Source organism: Williamsia serinedens (genome assembly GCF_024171725.1).
GTDB classification, from domain to species: Bacteria; Actinomycetota; Actinomycetes; order Mycobacteriales; family Mycobacteriaceae; genus Williamsia_A; species Williamsia_A serinedens.
Genome location: NZ_JAMTCG010000008.1, coordinates 86,142 through 106,218 on the forward strand (window position 1 = coordinate 86,142; position 20,077 = coordinate 106,218).

Annotated in this window: 19 protein-coding genes; 10 read left to right on the forward strand and 9 right to left on the reverse strand. The window is 70.4% G+C overall.

The window, feature by feature from the left end; genetic code table 11:
• Positions 1-181: 181 nt before the first annotated feature.
• From kstR to LX12_RS20320, 4 genes are all read left to right on the forward strand, one after another.
• A complete protein-coding gene (kstR, locus tag LX12_RS20305) occupies positions 182-823 on the forward strand; it encodes a cholesterol catabolism transcriptional regulator KstR (protein WP_253656429.1) in 642 nt (213 codons plus the stop codon).
• A 56-nt stretch (positions 824-879) separates the two neighbouring features.
• Positions 880-2,064 carry an iron-containing alcohol dehydrogenase gene (locus LX12_RS20310; RefSeq protein WP_253656430.1) on the forward strand — a complete coding sequence of 395 codons (1,185 nt, stop codon included), beginning with the start codon at positions 880-882 and terminating at the stop codon, positions 2,062-2,064.
• 73 nt (positions 2,065-2,137) lie between these two features.
• The gene (locus tag LX12_RS20315; protein ID WP_253656431.1) at positions 2,138-2,524 is read left to right on the forward strand and encodes a DUF6264 family protein; all 387 of its coding nucleotides are present in this window, start codon (positions 2,138-2,140) and stop codon (positions 2,522-2,524) included.
• An 80-nt stretch (positions 2,525-2,604) separates the two neighbouring features.
• The gene (locus tag LX12_RS20320; protein WP_253656432.1) at positions 2,605-4,383 is read left to right on the forward strand and encodes an acyl-CoA dehydrogenase; all 1,779 of its coding nucleotides are present in this window, start codon (positions 2,605-2,607) and stop codon (positions 4,381-4,383) included.
• Positions 4,384-4,387: 4 nt separating this feature from the next.
• Here LX12_RS20320 and LX12_RS20325 read toward each other — a convergent pair whose 3' ends face one another.
• From LX12_RS20325 to LX12_RS20335, 3 genes are all read right to left on the reverse strand, one after another.
• Positions 4,388-4,720, reverse strand: coding sequence for a DUF3140 domain-containing protein (locus tag LX12_RS20325; protein WP_253656433.1), 333 nt, complete (start codon positions 4,718-4,720; stop codon positions 4,388-4,390).
• A 94-nt stretch (positions 4,721-4,814) separates the two neighbouring features.
• Complete coding sequence (locus LX12_RS20330) at positions 4,815-5,774, reverse strand: ferritin-like domain-containing protein (protein WP_253656434.1); 960 nt, start codon at positions 5,772-5,774, stop codon at positions 4,815-4,817.
• A 129-nt stretch (positions 5,775-5,903) separates the two neighbouring features.
• Positions 5,904-7,097, reverse strand: a complete 1,194-nt coding sequence (locus LX12_RS20335) for an FAD-dependent monooxygenase (protein WP_253656435.1) — start codon at positions 7,095-7,097, stop codon at positions 5,904-5,906.
• A gap of 67 nt (positions 7,098-7,164) precedes the next feature.
• On the opposite strand from LX12_RS20335, the gene LX12_RS20340 reads away from it, so the two are divergent.
• On the forward strand, positions 7,165-7,626 hold the full coding sequence (locus LX12_RS20340) for a MarR family winged helix-turn-helix transcriptional regulator (protein ID WP_301284918.1): 462 nt from the start codon (positions 7,165-7,167) through the stop codon (positions 7,624-7,626).
• A 98-nt stretch (positions 7,627-7,724) separates the two neighbouring features.
• Here the strand turns inward: LX12_RS20340 and LX12_RS20345 are convergent, their stop codons facing one another.
• Entirely contained in the window at positions 7,725-10,253 is a 2,529-nt protein-coding gene (locus LX12_RS20345; RefSeq protein ID WP_253656436.1) for an ATP-dependent Clp protease ATP-binding subunit, read from the reverse strand.
• Positions 10,254-10,562: 309 nt separating this feature from the next.
• Here LX12_RS20345 and LX12_RS20350 point away from each other — a divergent pair, with 309 nt between their 5' ends.
• Complete coding sequence (locus tag LX12_RS20350) at positions 10,563-11,993, forward strand: acyltransferase (RefSeq protein WP_253656437.1); 1,431 nt, start codon at positions 10,563-10,565, stop codon at positions 11,991-11,993.
• A gap of 9 nt (positions 11,994-12,002) precedes the next feature.
• On the opposite strand, the gene LX12_RS20355 is transcribed toward LX12_RS20350, so the two are convergent.
• A complete protein-coding gene (locus LX12_RS20355; RefSeq protein WP_253656438.1) occupies positions 12,003-12,944 on the reverse strand; it encodes an SGNH/GDSL hydrolase family protein in 942 nt (313 codons plus the stop codon).
• On the reverse strand, positions 12,941-13,393 hold the full coding sequence (locus LX12_RS20360; RefSeq protein ID WP_372505114.1) for a winged helix-turn-helix transcriptional regulator: 453 nt from the start codon (positions 13,391-13,393) through the stop codon (positions 12,941-12,943). Before LX12_RS20360 ends, LX12_RS20355 begins: the two co-directional genes overlap by 4 nt.
• Before the next feature lie 85 nt (positions 13,394-13,478).
• On the opposite strand from LX12_RS20360, the gene LX12_RS20365 reads away from it, so the two are divergent.
• A complete protein-coding gene (locus LX12_RS20365; RefSeq protein WP_253656440.1) occupies positions 13,479-14,327 on the forward strand; it encodes an NmrA family NAD(P)-binding protein in 849 nt (282 codons plus the stop codon).
• Between the two features lie 6 nt (positions 14,328-14,333).
• Here LX12_RS20365 and LX12_RS20370 read toward each other — a convergent pair whose 3' ends face one another.
• Complete coding sequence (locus LX12_RS20370; RefSeq protein ID WP_253656441.1) at positions 14,334-14,951, reverse strand: TetR/AcrR family transcriptional regulator; 618 nt, start codon at positions 14,949-14,951, stop codon at positions 14,334-14,336.
• A gap of 67 nt (positions 14,952-15,018) precedes the next feature.
• Between LX12_RS20370 and LX12_RS20375 the strand changes: the two genes are divergently transcribed.
• Positions 15,019-15,888, forward strand: coding sequence for an alpha/beta fold hydrolase (locus LX12_RS20375; RefSeq protein WP_253656442.1), 870 nt, complete (start codon positions 15,019-15,021; stop codon positions 15,886-15,888).
• Positions 15,889-15,966: 78 nt separating this feature from the next.
• Here LX12_RS20375 and LX12_RS20380 read toward each other — a convergent pair whose 3' ends face one another.
• Positions 15,967-16,728, reverse strand: coding sequence for a VOC family protein (locus tag LX12_RS20380; protein WP_253656443.1), 762 nt, complete (start codon positions 16,726-16,728; stop codon positions 15,967-15,969).
• 44 nt (positions 16,729-16,772) lie between these two features.
• Positions 16,773-17,717, reverse strand: coding sequence for an esterase/lipase family protein (locus LX12_RS20385; protein WP_253656444.1), 945 nt, complete (start codon positions 17,715-17,717; stop codon positions 16,773-16,775).
• Between the two features lie 118 nt (positions 17,718-17,835).
• On the opposite strand from LX12_RS20385, the gene LX12_RS20390 reads away from it, so the two are divergent.
• Together LX12_RS20390 and LX12_RS20395 are read left to right on the forward strand one after the other, a co-directional pair.
• Positions 17,836-18,324, forward strand: a complete 489-nt coding sequence (locus LX12_RS20390; RefSeq protein WP_253656451.1) for an RNA polymerase sigma factor — start codon at positions 17,836-17,838, stop codon at positions 18,322-18,324.
• On the forward strand, positions 18,321-19,577 hold the full coding sequence (locus LX12_RS20395; protein WP_253656445.1) for a VOC family protein: 1,257 nt from the start codon (positions 18,321-18,323) through the stop codon (positions 19,575-19,577). Before LX12_RS20390 ends, LX12_RS20395 begins: the two co-directional genes overlap by 4 nt.
• Positions 19,578-20,077 lie beyond the last annotated feature (500 nt).

The window sequence follows — 20,077 nt, forward strand, 5'->3', positions numbered from 1 at the left end:
GTGCGTGTCAGACGAACTAGAACGTGTTCTAATCATGCCATGCCGATCCGAGCCGCGAATCGCCGTTCCCCCACCGTGGGGAATATCGTGAACCGATCGGATCAAGGTTCGCCGACGGGATCGGGGGGCAGTCGACGTCGGTCGGCCGTCTCGTCCCGCGGCGCGCGAGTGAGGAATTGAGATGGCCACCCCGGCGACACCCGGCGCGACGACATCCGCGCCCACCGCGGCCACCGAGGCGGATCTCGGGTCCACCGCGCAGCGCGAACGGCGACGCCGCATCCTCGACGCCACGCTCGCGCTGGCCAGCAAGGGCGGCTACGACGCGGTGCAGATGCGCGCCGTCGCGGACAAGGCCGACGTCGCCGTCGGCACCCTGTACCGCTACTTCCCGTCGAAGGTGCACCTGCTGGTCACCGCGCTCGCCCGGGAGTTCGCCCGCGTCGAGTCGCGCGCGGACCGCTCGAAGCTGCAGGGCGACACCGCGGTGGAGCGGCTGCGCCACGTCCTCGACCTCATCACCCTGGCCATGCAGCGGGACCCGCTGCTGACCGAGGCGATGACGCGCGCGTTCATGTTCGCCGACGCGTCCGCGGCCACCGAGGTCGACGCGGTCGCCGGCATCATCGACCGCCTCCTCGCCGGGGCCATGGCCGACGACGAGCCCACCGAGGAGGACCTCAAGATCGCGCGCGTCATCTCCGACGTGTGGATGTCGAACCTGGTCCAGTGGTTGACCCGCCGGGTGACGGCCACCGACGTCACCAGCCGTCTCGAGCTGACCGTCGAACTGCTGCTCGCCGGGCGCGAGTCCCGCGCCTGAACCCCGACGGGGAGAACGGGTCCGCGCACGGACCCCACGTGGCAGGGTCGGTGCCCATGACCGACTCGTCGACCTCGCCCGCCGTCGCGGCGATCGCCCTCCCCCGCCTCGCGCACATCGGATCCGGCGCGCTGGAGCGTCTGGGGTCGGTGGTCGAGACTCTCGGCGTGCGACGGCCCGTCGTGGTCACCGACCGGTTCATGGTGGACACCGGCGTGGCGGCCCGTGTCGTCGAGCTCCTCACCGCCGCCGGGGCCACGCCCACCGTGTTCGACGGGACCGTCCCCGACCCGACGACCGACTCCCTGCGACCCGGCCTCGAGGTGGTGCGGGCCGCCGACGCCGACGCGGTGATCGGGCTCGGCGGGGGCAGCCCGATGGACACGGCCAAGGCCCTCGCCGTGCTGTCGCGGACGGGTGGCGAGATCGCCGACCACCGCGCACCCGGCGCCTACACCGGGCCCGCGCTGCCGATCATCGCGATCCCGACCACCGCGGGGTCGGGGTCGGAGGCGACCCAGTTCACCGTCATCACCGACAGCGCCACCGACGAGAAGATGCTCTGCCCTGGACTGTCGTTCCTGCCCGTCGCGACCATCGTCGACGTCGACCTCACGATGTCGATGCCCGCGCGCCTCTCCGCCGACACCGGCGTCGACGCCCTCACCCACGCGATCGAGGCCTACGTCAGCCGCAAGGCCAACCCGTTCAGCGACGGACTGGCCCTGGCCGCGATGCGCACGGTCGCCGGGGCGCTGCGGCGGGTGTGGGCCGACGGCACCGACCGCGACGCCCGCGCGGCGATGATGGTGGCCGCGACGCAGGCGGGGATGGCGTTCTCGAACGCGTCCGTCGCCCTCGTCCACGGCATGAGCCGCCCGATCGGGGGTCACTTCCATGTGGCTCACGGACTCTCGAACGCGATGCTGCTGCCCGCCGTGACTCGCTTCTCGGTCGACGCCGCGGTCGAGCGCTACGCCGACTGCGCCCGGGCGATGCGCGTCGTCACCGACGCCACGGAGGACCGCTCGGCGGCGCACGCACTCGTCGACGAGCTCACCCGGCTCTGCGCCGACGTCGAGGTGCCGACGCCGGAGTCCCACGGCATCGACGAGACACGCTGGGAGGAGCGCCTGCCCGTCATGGCCGAGCAGGCGCTGGCGTCCGGGTCACCGGCCAACAACCCGCGCGTACCCGACGCACAGGAGATCGTCGCGCTCTACCGCGAGATCTATCGCTGAGTGGAAACCCCCACCCTCGGGCGGTGACGATCCCCTGATCGCCGGGGCACCGGCGGCCTACCGTCTACAGGCCATGAGCACGCCGTACCCACCGCCGGCCCCGTGGGCCCCCGCCCCCGCCGTCGCGCGACGACCGACGCGTACCGCGGACGTCGTGGTGACCAGCCTCCTGATCGCCGCGCACGTCACCGTGTTCGGCGCGGCGGCGTTCTTCAGTCTCTTCTACGCCATGGCGAGCGATCCCTGCGGCAGCGGGACAGTCTGCGACACCGGCAAGATCGGGCAGGCGTTCTTCCTCACCGACGCGGTGGGCCTGGTCGTGATGCTGGCCGCCTCCACCGCCGCGGTGCTGCTCATGCTGCGCCGTCGGATCGCCTTCTGGGTCCCCCTCGTGGGGATCGCCGCCCAGGTCGGCCTGGTCGCCCTCTCCTTCGGCCTGCTCGGCCAGGTGGTGCCCTGAGCCCGACGTGACCGGCCGCGGGGGTGGGCGCATCATGGGCAGCAGGCGGATCGCCCGCCGACGAGAGGAATCGCTGAACCATGGCCGAGCCGCTGTCCCGTCGTGACCTCGACTTCCTGCTGTACGAGTGGCTCGACGTGGTCGCGCTGACCGAGCGGGAGCGCTTCGCCGAGCACTCGAAGGAGACGTTCGACGACGTCCTGTCGCTCAGCGCCGACATGGCCGTGCAGCTGTTCGCGCCGCACAACAAGAAGGCCGACCAGAACGAGCCGTACGTCGGCGACGACGGCCGCGTCGTGATGATCGACGAGGTGCACGAGGCGCTCGCGGAGTTCCGCAAGTCCGGGCTGACGGCCGGGTCGTTCGACGAGGAGCTCGGCGGACTGCAGCTGCCCAACGTCGTGGGCCGCGCGTCGTTGGCGTGGTTCCAGGCGGCGAACCCGTCGTCATCGACCTACCCGTTCCTGACGATCGGCAACGCCAACCTGCTCACCGAGTACGGCACCGCCGAGCAGGTCGACACCTGGGTGAAGCCGATGGTGGAGGGCCGGTTCTACGGGACGATGTGCCTGTCCGAGCCCCAGGCCGGGTCGACGCTGGCCGACATCACCACCAAGGCCGTCCCCGCCGACGACGGCAGCTGGCGACTGACCGGCACCAAGATGTGGATCTCCGCCGGCGAGCACGAGCTCAGCGAGAACATCGTCCACCTGGTCCTGGCGAAGACGCCCGGCGCTCCGGCGGGCGTGAAAGGCATCTCGCTGTTCATCGCGCCGAAGTACCTCGCCGACGGCACCCGCAACGACATCGCGCTCGTCGGGCTCAACCACAAGATGGGCAACCGTGGGACGACGAACTGCCTGCTCAACTTCGGCGACGGGACCCATTCGCCCGCACCGGAGAAGGGCGCGGTCGCCTATCTCGTCGGCGAGGAGCACCTCGGCCTGACCTACATGTTCCACATGATGAACGAGGCCCGGATCGGCGTCGGGTTCCTCGCCACCGCGATCGGCTACGCGGGCTACCTGACCTCGCTGGAGTACGCGAAGACCCGCACCCAGGGGCGACCGCTGGACAACAAGGACCCGAGCTCGCCGCCGGTACCGATCATCGACCACGCCGACGTGCGGCGGATGTTGGTGGCGCAGAAGTCCTATGTCGAGGGGGCTCTCGCCCTGGGGTTGTACGCCTGCACGCTCGTCGACGAGGAGCAGACGACCGACGGACAGGCCCGCGCCGACGCCCACCTCCTGCTCGACGTGCTCACGCCGATCGTCAAGAGCTGGCCGTCGCAGTGGTGTCTGGAGGCCAACAATCTCGCCATCCAGGTGCACGGCGGCTACGGCTACACCCGCGACTACGACGTCGAGCAGGCCTACCGCGACAACCGGCTCAACCCCATCCACGAAGGCGCGCACGGCATCCACGGCCTCGATCTGCTGGGCCGCAAGGTCGTCATGAACGGCGGAAAGGGTCTGCAGCTGCTGGTGTCCACGATCACCGCGACCGTCGAGCGCGGCGAGGCGGCCGGTGGCGAGGCGGCGGAGTTCGCCGCGGCGCTGCGCACGGCCGTCGACCGGCTCGCCGAGGTGACCGTCGCCGTGTGGTCGGCCGGGGACGTGACCGTCTCGCTGGCGAACGCGACGGTCTACCTCGAGGCCGCCGGACACGTGGTCATCAGCTGGATCTGGCTGGAGCAGCTGCTCGCCGTGGGCGAGAAGCAGGGCGACTTCTACGACGGCAAGCGCGCCGCCGCCCGCTACTTCTTCCGCTACGAGCTGCCGAAGACCGGGCCCCAGTTCGACCTGCTCGCCTCGCTCGACCGCACGACGGTGGACCTGGACCCGGCCTGGCTCTGACGCGTCACTTGAGCGGGTCGTGACCCCAGTTCATGAGCGAGTAGCGCCATTTGGTGTCCGTGACGTCACCGTCGGGTTCCTGCGCCTGGTGGCGGTGGACGTAGCCGACGACCTTGCGCATGTGCTCGGCGTCGTCGTCGGTGAGGTCGCTCTTCTTCGTCTGCAGGATGTCGACGATGCGTCGGCCCGACGCGTGACCGGTCGACTCCCCGCCGTCCTTCGACTGGCCGACCGACTTCGACTCGTCGGTGTCGAGGAACTCGTCGAGTTCCTTCGCGGTCATGTTCACGGCGTCCTGCCAGTCGTCCCACACGTCGGCGACGGCGTCGTTCGTCATTGTCAGGCTCCTCGGATGACGGAAGGGGCGCAGCCGGTGTGCTGCGCCCCTTCTGGGTAACCCGTCGCGCGGGGTCTCATTCCCCCCGCGGATGTCACTCGACGCCCACGATGTCCTTGGCGATGCTCGCGAGCTGCGTCTGCGCGGCGGAGATGACGCCCTGGCGGTCCTTGTGCGCCTCCTCGTACTCGACGACGAGACGGATGTCGGACGGCTTCTGCAGCTCCTTCAGCGCCGCCACGGCCGCGCTCACGGTGAGCGAGTCGTAGTCGGCGATCGGCAGGTCCTCGGCCGACACGGTGCCCGTGGCCACGCGCGCGGTGTGGATGGTGTCAGCGATGACGGTGGCCCCGGTGTCGCGGGCCGCCTCCTCGGCCGCCTCGAGGGCGGCGTCACGGCCGGCGGTGAGCGTGACGGCGACGGTCTCGGTGGTGTCCTTCGCCGCCGACCGCAGGCCGGTGATCCGCTGCGGGATCTTCGCGACATGGTCGATCACATGGTCGGCACCACGGGCCACGACCGTCCCGGGCAGGGCGACGGCGTTCGCCACCACGCCGCTCACCCACTGGACCGGGGTGCGACGCAGCGCGGCGGGTTCACCGATCGCCTCCTCGGCGAGGACGGTGGTCAGCCAGTCGACCGTCGCGCCGTGCGCGTCGATCAAGCTGTCGGCGAGGTCGACGACGGACGGCAGGTCATGGGCGGTCGCGAGGGCCTTCAGGTACTTCGCGCGGCCGAGCAGCTGGTACTCGAGCTGCAGGTCGCCGAGCAGCGCCTCGTCGAGCGGCTGCGCCTGCTCGATCACGGACTTCGCGGCGGCGACGCCGCGGCCGATCAGGGGACGGATGACCTCGGGGAGACCGCCGACCTCCCGCAGAGCCTCCTCGATGGCGACCGCACGGACTCGGCCGTTCTCGGCGTTACGGCGCAGTTCGTCGACGACGGCCTCGGTGCGGGCCTGCAGGACGCGCGTCTGCGCGATCTGCACCTCGGTGTGGGTCAGGGTGAGCAGCACGCTGAGCTGCGAGCGAACCGGCGTGGTCGAGACGGGCATGGTCGGACCTCCTGTGTGTCGGTTGTCTGGTCGTCTGCAGTGCAGTCGGGTCTGACCCTCCGATCGACACGGTTTCGTGGCGGAGGTCACGCGTTCCCCGGCACATCCACCTCACCGATCACACGCAGCTCAGGGTGTCGGGACGAGGTGCTCCTCCACGCGGTAACCGGTCACCCAGGCCTGCGAGCGCTCGGTGACGACGAAGCGGAACACCACCCGCATGACCGCCTCGGTGACGACCCGTTGCATCGATCCGGGGGTCTTCGCCGACGACGACCGCGCTCCCATCGCGACGATCTTCTCGACGCGGCGGCGTCGAGCGGTGTCGAAGGCGGAAAACGCCGATGCCGGGTCGTCGGCGTGGCGGTCGAGGAGGTCGCCCATGATCACCGCGTCCTCGAGCGCCATCGACGCACCCTGGCCGGAGCTCGGGGACGGGGCGTGGATCGCGTCGCCGATGAGGCCCAGCCGCCCTCGATGCCACCGCGGCACCGAGGGCAGGTCATGCGTGTTGTCGGCGGCGAGATCCAGACGTCCGACCGCGATGAGATCGGCGAAGGGGCTGTCGTCCGCCGCGGCCAGGTCGACGAGGTGGGCGCGCCACTCGTCGGACGACGTCGTGGCGCGCTCGTGATCGGACACCGCGGGCCGGGGCTCGTTCGCGAACCAGACCACACGGCCGTCGGCGATCGGCAGGGCGCCGAAGAACGCTCGCCGCCCGAACACGAAGGTCCACACACCCGGCGTCAGACCGTGATCGGCGTGGTCGACGGTGACTCCTCCGAAATTCACCAGACCGAGATACCGACCGCTCGGCGCCTGCGGATCGATCGCGCGCCGCACCACGGATTGGATGCCGTCGGCCCCGACGACCACGTCGGCCGACAGCGACGTGCCGTCGTCGAGGCTGATCGTGGCGGCATCGGGTCCCGACGACGCCGTGGTCACCCGCGCGCGCTCGACCACCTCGACGCCGCGCCGTACCGCGAGATCGAGCAGCGTCGCGGCGAGTTCAGGCCGGCGGAACGAGAGTGCGGGGGTCCCGTCGGTGAGCGGTGCGCCGGCACCGATCGTCCCCAGCCGTCGCCCCGTCGCGCCGAGGACGAGGTTGCCCGCGGTCGGCGACCCAAGGGCACGAACGGGGTCCAGAGCGCCGACCGCGGCCAGCGCCGAGAGTCCGTTCGGTGTCACCGTGAACCACGATCCCGACCCGCGCCCGTCGGCCGGCGTCCGTTCCACGACGGTCACATCCCACCCGCGGTCGCGCAGTGCCATCGCGAGCACCGGACCGCCGACTCCTCCCCCGACCACCAGGACGTGCATGCCAGAATCCTTTCTACGAGAGTCGTACGTTTCGACAATCGAACTATTTGATGATCGAAAGGAAAGCATGGCAGCCCGGTCCCGTCAACAGGCCGTCGCCGAGGTGGGCACGGCGATGCAGCGCTACCAGCGCAGCGTGCAGGCCTTCGACGACGCGGTCGGGCGGCGTCTCGGGCTCGGTCCGGCCGATCTGCGGTGCCTCGACTGGCTGTCCGAGGGTCCGTTGACGGCCAAGGAACTCGCCACCGCCACCGGTCTGCGACCGGCGGCCACCACGGCGCTCATCGACCGATTGGAGGCCAAGGGACTCCTCCGGCGATCGCCGTCCCCCGACGACCGCCGTCGGGTCCTCGTCGAGATGACCGAGGAGGGACGGGACCGGGTGTGGGAGGCCTGGGGTCCGATGGTCGTCGAGGGGCAGCGCCTCTTCGACGGGCACACGGTCGCCCAACTCGACGCCCTGACCGAGCTGCTGGAGCGCATGACCGCGCTGACCGAGACCCACCGGTCGCGCATCGCCGGTGACTGATCCCTGATGCGACCGACCCCGGACACGACGAAGGGGCGCAACCGGATCGTTTGCGCCCCTTCGCGGCTCAGCGGGTCAGGTCACCCGTCAGCGCTCGACTACTCCGCCGCCTTGGTCAGCTCGACCGGCGACTCCGGCAGCTCGACGGGCTTCTTTTCACCCTTGAAGGTGAACACGGCACCGTCGCCGTCGCCCTCGCCGTCCCAGTTGTCGACGTCGACCAGCACGATCTGACCAGGGGTCAGCTCGTTGAAGAGGATCTTCTCCGACATCTGGTCCTCGATCTCGCGCTGGATCGTGCGACGCAGCGGGCGGGCACCGAGCACGGGGTCGAAGCCGCGCTTGGCGAGCAGCGACTTGGCCTTGTCGGTGACCTCGAGGGCCATGTCCTTGTTCTTCAGCGCGGTCTCCACACGGTTCAGCATGAGGTCGACCATGGCGATGATCTCGTCCTGCGTGAGCTGGTGGAAGACGACGATGTCGTCGATGCGGTTGAGGAACTCGGGCCGGAAGTGCTTCTTCAGCTCGTCGTTGACCTTTTGCTTCATCCGCTCGTAGTTCGACTGCGTGCCGTCACCGGAGCTGAAGCCCAGGCCGACCGCCTTGGAGATGTCGGACGTACCGAGGTTCGAGGTGAAGATGAGCACGGTGTTCTTGAAGTCGACCGTGCGTCCTTGACCGTCGGTGAGACGGCCGTCCTCGAGGACCTGCAGCAGGGTGTTGTAGATCTCCGAGTGCGCCTTCTCGATCTCGTCGAACAGCACCACCGAGAACGGCTTGCGGCGCACCTTCTCGGTGAGCTGGCCGCCCTCCTCGTAGCCGACGTACCCGGGAGGGGCACCGAACAGCCGCGAGGCCGTGAAGCGGTCGTGGAACTCGCCCATGTCGATCTGGATGAGCGCGTCGTCCTCGCCGAACAGGAAGTTCGCCAACGCCTTCGAGAGCTCGGTCTTACCGACACCGGACGGGCCGGCGAAGATGAACGAGCCCGACGGACGCTTCGGGTCCTTCAGACCGGCGCGGGTACGACGGATCGCCTTCGACACGGCCTTGACCGCGTCCTCCTGGCCGATGATCCGCTTGTGCAGCTCGTCCTCCATACGGAGCAGACGGGTGGTCTCCTCCTCGGTGAGCTTGAACACCGGGATGCCGGTCCAGTTGCCGAGGACCTCGGCGATCTGCTCGTCGTCGACCTCGGCGACGACGTCCATGTCGCCCGAACGCCACTGCTTCTCCCGCTCGGCGCGCTCGGCGACGAGCTGCTTCTCCTTGTCGCGGAGGTTGGCGGCCTTCTCGAAGTCCTGCGCGTCGATCGCGGACTCCTTCTCCTTGCGCGCGCCGGCGATCTTCTCGTCGAACTCGCGCAGGTCCGGCGGCGCCGTCATCCGACGGATGCGCATGCGCGCGCCCGCCTCGTCGATGAGGTCGATCGCCTTGTCCGGGAGGAAGCGGTCGTTGATGTAGCGGTCGGCCAGCGAGGCGGCCGCGACGAGCGCACCGTCGGTGATGGACACCCGGTGGTGGCTCTCGTAGCGGTCGCGCAGACCCTTGAGGATCTCGATGGTGTGCTCGACCGACGGCTCACCGACCTGCACCGGCTGGAACCGGCGCTCAAGGGCGGCATCCTTCTCGATGTACTTGCGGTACTCGTCGAGCGTGGTCGCACCGATGGTCTGCAGCTCACCGCGGGCCAGCTTCGGCTTCAGGATCGACGCGGCGTCGATCGCACCCTCGGCGGCACCCGCGCCGACGAGCGTGTGCAGCTCGTCGATGAACAGGATGATGTCGCCGCGGGTGTTGATCTCCTTGAGGACCTTCTTCAGGCGCTCCTCGAAGTCACCGCGGTAGCGGCTGCCGGCCACCAGCGACCCGAGGTCGAGGGTGTACAGCTGCTTGTCCTTGAGCGTCTCCGGCACGTTGCCGTTGACGATCGCCTGCGCGAGGCCCTCGACGACGGCGGTCTTGCCGACGCCGGGCTCGCCGATGAGGACCGGGTTGTTCTTGGTGCGGCGGCTCAGCACCTGCATGACCCGCTCGATCTCCTTCTCGCGCCCGATGACCGGGTCGAGCTTGGCGTCGGCGGCGGCCGCGGTGAGGTTGCGGCCGAACTGGTCGAGCACGAGCGAGGTCGACGGCGTGCCGGACTCGCTGCTGCGCCCGCCGGTGCCCGCCTCCTGCGGCTCCTTGCCCTGGTAGCCCGAGAGCAGCTGGATGACCTGCTGACGGACACGGTTGAGGTCGGCGCCGAGCTTCACCAGCACCTGCGCCGCGACACCCTCGCCCTCACGGATGAGGCCGAGCAGGATGTGCTCGGTGCCGATGTAGTTGTGGCCCAGCTGCAGCGCCTCGCGCAGCGACAGCTCGAGCACCTTCTTGGCGCGCGGGGTGAAGGGGATGTGGCCCGACGGTGCCTGCTGGCCCTGGCCGATGATCTCCTCGACCTGGCTGCGCACACCCTCGAGCGAGATGCCGAGCGACTCGAGCGACTTGGCCGCGACACCCTCGCCCTCGTGGATCAGACCCAGGAGGATGTGCTCGGTACCGATGTAGTTGTGGTTGAGCATCCGCGCCTCTTCCTGGGCGAGGACGACAACCCGGCGCGCGCGGTCGGTGAACCGTTCGAACATTGTTCTCCCTTACGACGTGAGTGGCTCCCGACGCGGACGTCGGGGAAGCCGTGTGGCGTGCGATCGCGGGGAGGCGTGTGGATACACGTCACCTGCGTCGACGTCCTGCGTCCACTGTAGTGGCCGCGTCCGGACGACACCGGGGTTGTGCCGTCGTCCGTGCGGGTCCGAGCCCGACAAGTCCGTCAACGGCGCAGGTGGTGGCGCCCATCCCGGGGCGAGTACGCCGTCAGCGAACGACGCCGATCGCCGCGTCCGTGCACGCCGACAGCACTTTGCCAGGAAGAAGTCGTATCGTCAGACCTCGCGATGGTCCTCCCCGGCTCGCGCGTGACACCCGCGTCGACGCGCTCCCCCGCCCCGGACCCGCCGGTCGGACCGCCGGAAACGGACGAAACGGCCTTCACGCCTCCGCAGCCGGTGCGGACGAAGGACAACCACCTCCACCAGATCGACTTCGTCCGCCTCGTGACGTTCGCCGGCGTGATCCTCGACCACGTCATGATGGGCCCCGCGGCGCCCCAGGCCTCGTCGACGGTCGGCGGCGTCGAGGTGTTCCTGCGCTACACCCGCTACGGGTTCTTCGCGCTCACCGGGTTCGTCCTGACCTACCAGTACCGCCACCGCGACCTGAAGGTCGCGCCGTTCCTGCGTCGACGGTTCAAGCTCATCGGCCTGCCGTTCGTGGTGTGGAGCCTCTTCTACTGGCTCTACGGCCACTACCTCGGCGGCGGGCTGACGAACATCGCCGACACCGTCCGCAGCGCGCACGACGCCGCACTCGCCGGCAAGAGCCTCGTCTACGACCTCATCACGGGCACCGCCTGGTACCACCTGTACTTCCTGTCGGTGAGCATGCAGATCTATCTGGTGTTCCCGATCGCCCTGTGGGTGCTGCGGCGCACCTGGGGCAGGCACCGCTACCTGCTGGCGGGGAGCTTCGCGATCCACGCGGTCCTGTTGCTGATGATGGTCCGCCCGCAACACGGCATCTTCACCCACGGTGTCGTCGGTCTCGTGTGGCGGCATCTCGAGGTGACGATCTTCCCGTACCAGTTCTTCATCCTGTCCGGCGCGATCGCGGCGATGCACTTCGAGGCGTTCCAGTCGTTCGCCCGCCGCCGGCGCGCACAGGTGTTCGCCGTCGGTCTCGTCGTGGTCGCGGCCACCCTGGGCTATTTCCTCTGGCTCGTGCACCACGGCGAGGAGATGTTCCGCGCGACGAACGTCTTCATGCTGCACAACACCTTCGCCTACGCCGCGATCATCGCGATGCTCTACTGCCTCGGGACGCTGTGGCAGGAACGCCGCACCCCCGGGTCGGTGGTCGCCCGGTTCATGCGCACCGCCGCCGACCGGTCGTTCGGCATCTATCTCGCGCATGCGATCGCGCTCGACGTGGTGCAGCGCTACATCGTCGTCGACGTGCGGACGAACTCGGCGGTCGTCATCGTCGTCGACTACCTCGCGACCGTCGCGGTGACGATCCTGATCGTCGAGGCGCTGCGGCGGTCGCCGCTCAGCCTCGTCACGACCGGTCGGTCGATGATCGACCCGGCCGCGCAGCGCGTCTCGCGATCCGCACCGGTCGGTCTGGCGGCGGTGGTCGTCGGTGTCGCGCTGCGCTACAGCGTCGCCCCGATCGCCGGGACGGCGATCCTCGGCACCGGCGTGCTCCTCCTCGTCTCGGCGGCGTGGGTCGCGTGGCGGCGCAGGGCGTCCACGCCGGCCGTCGCCTGACCGCCTCCCTCAGCTCGGCGTCGAGGTCGGGAACAGTCCCGAGTCACGGATCGCGCCCACGGTGAGGTCCGCCATCGCGGCACGGCCCGCGGCGTTCGGGTGGTACGGCGCGGGCGGGACGAACGACGACACCCACGGCGACGACGAGCAGACGGTGTGTCCCTCCGCCGCGGCGGCCGCGTCGACCAGGATCGCGCCCGACTGTTCGGCGGCCGCGCGGGTCGCCGCGGTCAGACGGTCGAAGGTCTGCACGGTCTCCATCGCCTGCTCGCGCGTCAGCGGGACACCCGCACACAGCGTCGCCTGCGGGTCCAGCACGGGGATGTAGTCGACGATGACGACGACGGCGCGGGGTGCGCGGGCACGGACCGCGTCCACGACCGCGACCATCGCGTTCTCCAGCGCGGTGTACTCACCCGGGGCGGACAGCGACGACGGCCGTTCGGGGTGACAGTGCCGCGGTCGACGAGGCTGTCGCGACGGCTGGTTCGCGCAACTGAGGTCGGTGAGGCGCGGGATGTAGTGGACGTCGTTGCCGCCGGTGGTGATGGTGACCAGGCCGGTGTCCGGGGTGACGGCGTCGATCTGCGGACGGTCGGCCCGACCGGGCTGGGCCCGCCGCAGGATGTCGGGGATGGTCGATCCCGAACAGGTGACGTCGGTCAGGTCGAAGCCCTCCGCCGCGGCCACGCGGCGCGGGTAGTCGTCGCCGCTGCGGATGCAGCGCCGGTCGACGATGTCGGACGAGTCCGGCCCCGCCGCATACGAACTGCCGAGCGCCACGTACTGCACCGGGTGACGGCCGACCACGACGCTGTCGGGCGTCATGGCCTCGTCGTCGGTGGCGGGCGCGCCGCCCCGCCAGGGCGCCGCGAGTGCGATGACGACCACCACGACGGCCACGACCACCCCCACGACGGTCAGTCGCCGTCGTCCACGCCTGATCCTCACCGGGTCCGCGTACCCCCGGCGGCGACGGGCGCGTCGTGGTCCTCGTCGTGGTCACGACGGGCCTCGACGACCTCGGGCACGGCAGCCTGCACCGTCTCGATGAGGCCGACGATCGGCACGGACACGCGACGACCGAGGTCGGTCAGCGAGTACTCGACGCGGGGCGGGATGGACTGCAGGACCGTGCGGGTGACGAAACCGTCCCGCTCGAGGGATTGCAGCGTCTGGGACAGCATGCGCTCGCTGACGCCGTCGACCCGGCGGCGCAGGGCGTTGAACCGGAAGTCGCCCTCGGCGAGCGCGGCGATCGCGAGGACGGCCCAGCGCGTCGTCAGGCCCTGGAGGATGTCGCGCGAACTGCAGTCGCGCGCGAAGACATCCGCCTCGAGGGAGGGGTCGAACTCGTCCGCGTGCACCGGCTGATCATAGCCGACCAGGTGGCGCCGCATGCATCCGTGTTTGCACATGCAGTTTTGTTAGTGCTATTGATGAGTCACCGCAACGCGCGGGACGACCCGGACGAAGGAGACACCCATGACCACCTACGCCGTGACCGGCGCCACAGGACAGCTCGGTTCCCTGGCGATCGACGCGCTCCGCGCCCGGGGTGTCGCACCCTCGGACGTCGTCGCGATCGTCCGTGATGCCGGGAAGGCGTCCGGCCTGCGCGACGGCGGGGTCGACGTCCGCGTCGCCGACTACGCCGACGGTGCCGCCGTCCGCGCCGCGCTCGAGGGCGTCGACCGCCTGCTCCTCGTCTCCGGGTCGGAGGTCGGGTCGCGGGTCCCGCAGCACACGACGGTCATCGAGGCCGCGCGGGACGCCGGCGTCGGCCTGATCGCGTACACGAGCATCCTGCGCGCGACCGCGAGCGGGCTGGCGCTCGCCCGCGAGCACGTCGAGACCGAGAAGGTCCTCGCCGAGTCCGGCGTCGACCACATCCTGCTGCGCAACGGCTGGTACTCCGAGAACTACGTCGCGGCGCTGCAGCCCACGCTCGACGGCGGCGTCCTGTACGGCGCCGCGGGCGACGGGCGCGTCGCACCCGCCGCGCGAGCCGACTACGCGACGGCCGCCGCGGCCGCCATCGTCGACGGCACTCCCCGCGTGTACGAACTCGCCGGCGCCGAGAGCCTGACCTACGACGACATCGCCGGGATCCTCGCCGAGGTGTCCGGGAAGCCGGTGCGGTACCAGGACCTGCCTCAGACCGATTACGCCGCCGCGTTGGCACAGAACGGCGTGCCCGCCCCGATGAACGAGGTCCTCGCCGACTCCGACGCCGGCGTCGCCCGCGGCGAACTCGACGGCGACGCCACCGATCTCACGGGCCTCGTCGGAGATCTCACCCCGTTCCGCGACGTGGTCCGCGCGGCTCTCTGACGTGACCTACCCGGCCGCGAACGAGTCGATGAGACGGTCGAGCACGACCAGCATCTCGGCCCGTGCGCGGTCGGGGTCGTCGGCGGCCGCGACGTAGAGCGCGGCCTCGTCGATGGCAGCGATGGCGACGTGGGCGAGGGGACGGGTCGGCTGGTCCGCGACCGCACCCGTCGCGACCGCGGCCTGCAGCAGGCCCACCACGAGAGACATGCCGAACTGTTCGCCACGGGCCCGCCACTCCTTCCAGCCCAGCACCGAGGGCGCCTCGACCAGGACGATGGTCTGGGCGATCGGATCGACGAACGCCTCGAGGAACACTCGGGCTCCCAGGCGCATCGCGGCGAGCGGATCGGTCTCGCCGGATTCCGCGACGCGCGTCGCGATGCCCTCGGTGATCTCCCCCTCCACCTCGTCGAACACGGCGACGAACAACCCCTTCTTGTCCTCGAAGTGGTGGTAGAGCGCGCCGCGGGTGACCCCTGCGGCCGCGACGACGGCCTGGGTGGAGACGTCGGCGAAGGGCGCCGACCCGAACAGGGGTCGTGCAGCGGCCAGCAACGCCCTACGGGTGGCCGCGTTCCGCTCGGACTGCGTGCGTCGTCGCGGCTGATCGTTGACTTCCATACCGTCTGTATGTAACTTTCATGCAGGCTGTTTGTATGTAACTTTCGACGACGAGAGCGTATCCGAGATGACCGGTCACCCCGCCCCCGCACAGTTCACGTCGGATCTCGGTCCGATCCCCTACCGCGTCGCCGGACCCGACGACCCCTCCGCGCCGACGGCCGTGCTCGTGCACGGGGTGCTCGCCGACGGTCGACTGTGGTCGCACGTCGTCGATCGGCTGGTCGACCGCGGGGTGCGCTGCGTCGTCCCGGACCTGCCGCTCGGCGCGCACTCGACAGCGATGGACGCCGGCGCGCCGCTGTCCCCCCGGTCCGTCGCCGCGGCGATCGCCGGGCTCCTCGCGCACCTCGACCTGTCCGACGTCACGCTCGTCGGCAACGACACCGGCGGCGCGCTGTGCCAGTTCCTCCTCGCCACGGACCCGAGTCGCGTCGGACAGGTGGTCTTCACCAACTGCGACGCCTTCGACGTCTTCCCGCCGCGGCCGTTCCGCGAGGTGTTCGCACTGCTCCAGCGACCTGCGATCCTGCGCGCGATGATCCCGACGATGCGACTGACGGCCCTGCGCCACAGCCCCCTCGGCTACGGACTGCTGGCGCACGGCCCCGACAGCGCCCTGACCCGCTCCTGGATCGACCCCCTGCTGTCCAGCTCCGCAATCCGTCGCGACCTGGTGACGTTCCTGCGCGCGATCGACCCCGCCGAGCTCGACGGCGTCACCCGGTCACTGACATTCGACGGTCCGGTCGCGCTGGCATGGGGTTCCGACGACCGGTGCTTCACCCCGGACCTCGGCCGACGGCTCGCCGGCGTCTTCCCCGACGCGGAGTTCACGCCCGTGCCGGACGCGCGCACCTTCGTGCCACTCGACGCCCCGGATGCCGTCGCCGACGCGGTGGTCGCTGTCGCGCGGAGGTCGGCCGCACGGTCCTGACCGCGCTGACGTGGGCGCGCTCCCGCGACTGCGATCGCAGTCGCCGGAGTCGACGGGTGTCGCGAGAGCGGCGGTGGGTCAGTGCAGCACCGACAGCACGTTGCCGGACGGGTCGGCGAACCAGGCGATGTCGGGGCCCATCCCGGCCGACCGTCCCCGCATGACTCCCTTGTCGTCGCAGGGCATGCCGTCGTATCGCAGCAGCTCGACACCCTTCCTCGCGAGATCGTCGACGGCGGCGTCGATGTCGGGGACGGGAAGGTTCAGGACGGTGAAGCCCGCGGATTCGTGATCGGGCTTCGGGTAGACGATGACGCGGGTGCGCCGGTCGAGGTGAAGGGTGAGCAGCCCCATGTCGTTGCGGTCGACGCGCAACCCGAGGACGTCACCGTAGAAGGCGGCCGCGGCATCGACGTCGCGGACGGCGAACCCGCTGAACGGTGTCATCGAGGCCTCCTGCGCCTCGCGCTCCATCGCGTCGGACAGCCGGATGATCTGCACGAGGTTGCCGTCGGGGTCGATCGCCGTCGCGAACCAGTTGCCGCCCCGCTCCTCCGGGCGTGCGTGCCACCCGAGACCCTGCTCGTCGACACGGACGGCGGTGGCCGGGACGTCGTCCACCTCGACGTTGAGGATCACGCGGGCGGGTTCGGCCGCGCGTCCGGTCACGTCGTCGCGGGAGTCGATCATCAGGTAGAAGCCGTCGAGGTCGACGACCTGATACCCGTCACCGTCGCCGACGTGCTCGACGGACGCCTCGAACACGGCTGCGTACCAGTCCCGCAGCCGCGCGGGGTCGTCGCTGGAGAGCAGGGCGCTGAACACGGTTCCGGTGGCCATGTCGGTACTGACCGGCGCGGCGCCCGGAACTCATCGGTGCGGTGTCAGCCGGGCAGCCCCGGGGCGACGGGAACGCACGGGACGGGCACGGGGTGCGCGGGGTCGAGGGCGTTCCGCACGATCGCGACGGTCCGCGGCGAGGCCACCAGCGACAGGTGGTCGGAGCGGTCGGCCGCGCAGGTGTTTTGGACGACGATGTTCGTGGTGCGCGGGCCGGGGACGAGGCCGTCGGTCCACGGTTCGACGATGCCGTCGTACCGCGTGAGCACGTTGGTGTAGTCGATGCCCGGCGAGTACGGGCTGCCGCCGGCGTTGATCGCACGGATGAAGGACGAGCCGTAGTCCTCTTCGTTGCACTCGGGGTACGGCCAGGCACTGGCCGGGAGCCCGATGCCCGTGATCGCGGCGACGGCGTCGTCGCAGGCCGAGGAGTCCTGTCCCTTCCAGTACGGCGCCAGCGACACGTACTTGCCGACGACGGGCGCGCCGCCGCGGTAGCGCACCCAGTACTGCGGCATCAACGTGCCCTCGGAGTGTCCGACGATGTCGACCTTCGCCGCACCGGTCGCGGCGCGGACACGGTCGACGAAGGCGCCGAGCTGTCGGGAGCTGTCGACCATGCTGATGAACCCGCCGAGACCGGAGATCGGGTACGGGCTCCCGGGCAGCGTGCCGTAGGTGAGGGCGAAGACGCAGTACCCGGCGTTCGCGAGCGCCGGGCCGAGGGTGGCCCAGTTGGTCTGCCGGTTGCCCCCGGTCCCGTGGACCAGGATCACCGGGTCGGGGTGAGCGGCGGTCGGCCGGCACGCGAAGTCGTTGGTGCCGGGGGCGGATCCGCCCGGGTGAGCGAGTTCCTCGCGCGCGCCGGCGAAGAAGTCGTACGGGACCGGCAGCGGGGTGCGCGCCGAGGCCGGGGCGACGAGCGAGGTGCCGAGCGCCACGAGCGCGCACAGAAGGACGGTCAGCCGGAGAGCGGGACGGACGTGCACGGCAGTCCTCTTTCGTCGTGGGGCAGGGCCCGGCCCAGTTTCTCACCGATTCGACCGACGGAAAGTGCCGTCCCGCGACGACGATGTGGTCGTGACTGATGGACCCGGTCCCGAGGCGGTGCTGGCGGTGTACGACGAGGCCCTCCCCGCCGTCTACGGCTACGTGGTGCGACGCTGCGGTGATCGCGCGGTCGCCGAGGACGTCACGTCGGAGACGTTCCTGGCGGCGATGGACACGATGCGGCGACCGGACCCGCCGACGCCGACCGTGCCGTGGTTGATCGGCGTCGCACGCCACAAACTCGCGGACCACTGGCGACGGCAGGCACGGACACCCGAACCGGTCGGTGACACCCCCGACGCGGGACACGACGACTGGGACGTCGAGCTCGACCGTCTCGTCGCGGAGTACACGCTCGCGCAGTGCACCCCGCTGCACCGCGCGGTGCTGACGCTGCGCTACGTCGACGACTGCACGGTCGGGCAGTGCGCCGAGGCGCTCGGACGCAGCGTCGCCGCCACAGAGTCACTGCTGACGCGGGCCAAACACGAGTTCCGCACGCGCTATCCCCACGAATCGCAGCCCACGAGAGGAGGCCGACGATGAGCCCCCGCGACCCGCTGGCCGTCCTGCGTGCCGACGACGACCAGCCCATGACCCCCGACGCCACGTTCACCGAGCGGCTGCGCGAGCGGCTGCGGCGCGGCGTCGACCTCCCGGAAGGAGTCGACATGTCCGTCACCCTCGACGCCCCCGCGGCGGCCGCTCCCGCGGTCGAACGTCCCGGCGCCCTGCCGTATCTCGCCGTCGCCGACGCACCGGCCGCGATCGACTGGTACGTCGAGCACCTCGGCGCCCGGTTGCGCGGTACCCCGATCACCATGCCCGACGGGCGGATCGGACACGCCGAGCTCGAGATGGGCGGCGGTGCGGTGTATCTCGCCGAGGCGTTCGCGGAACTCGGGCTGTCGGCACCGGCGCCCGGAGCGGTCTCGGTGAGTCTCATGCTCGCCGTCGACGACGCCGACGCGGCCGTCACCGCGGCCGCTGCCGGCGGCGCGAGGGTCCAGCGCGAGCCCTACGACGCGCACGGATCCCGCACCGGTGTCGTGATCGATCCGTTCGGTCACCGCTGGATGCTGTCGTCGCCTCTCTCCGTCGAAGCCGTTGCCCCCGAGCGGGTCCGGCCCGGCCATGTCGTCTACCTGTCGCTGTGGTGCCCCGACGCCGGACGGGCGGCGGCGTTCTACTCGTCGGTGCTCGGCTGGGTGGTCGAGGACGGTCAGGTGACGAACCTGTCGCACCGGCTGGGCATCTCGGAGGCACCGGACCGTCGCACGATCTTCGCGGTCTACGCCGTCGACGACCTCGATGCCGCCCGCCGCGCGACGATCGACGCGGGCGGCCGGGTGCCGGAGAACACCGCGGAGCGCCACGGCGCCGTCGACCTCGTCGACGCGCAGGGGGTGGAGTTCGCGGTCACCGTGCCCGACGCGTCGCAGAGGAGGGGCGAGATGCACCCGTCGGGCCACGGCGAACTGACCTACCTCACCGTGTACACGCCCGACAGCGCGACGCATCGGGACTTCTACGGTCGGGTGCTCGGGTGGGAGTTCACGCCCGGCCGCATCGACGACGGCTGGGAGGTCGTCGACAGTCGCCCGCAGATCGGCATCGGGGGCGGGGCCGCGACGTCGGAGGCGATCGCGATGTGGGCCGTCGACGACATCGAGGCGGCGGTCGAGCGGGTGGTCGCGGCAGGAGGTCGGGTCACCGATCCGGTGTCGCGCCAGCCCTACGCGACGACCGCCGCATGCGTCGACGACCAGGGCATCCGCTTCTGGCTCGCCCAGTACTGACCCCCGGGACGCCGCACCCCACCTCGCCGAGCGTGCCGATACACGCCGCCGAGCGTGCGGTAGATTTCGCCGACCGTGCGGTAGATCCCGTCGACCGTGCAGTACCGCACGACCGACTGCATCGAGTGCACCGTCGGCGGGATCGAGTGCACGCTCGCGGGGATCTACTGCACAGTGATACTCGATGGGCCCGGTTCAGGGGTGGGTCTGGCTCATTTCTGCACTGACACGACCTGGCTGTTGTCCTTCGAGCGATCGGTCGACTCGCCCTTGGGCCTGGGCGCATCTGTCCGGGGCCGTCAGCGTGCTCCCGGCCGGTCCGGGTGTGGCTTGATAGGAGCCTGACGACACACGGCAATGTCTCGTCACTGTTCTGTCCACCCGGCCCGACCGGTCGCGTGCGGCCCACCTCCTAGCCCAAAGGTGACCCATGGCCAGCATGACAAAACCGCCGTCGGAAAGCAGTGCCGATCGGGTGTTCGTCGGGATCGACACCCACA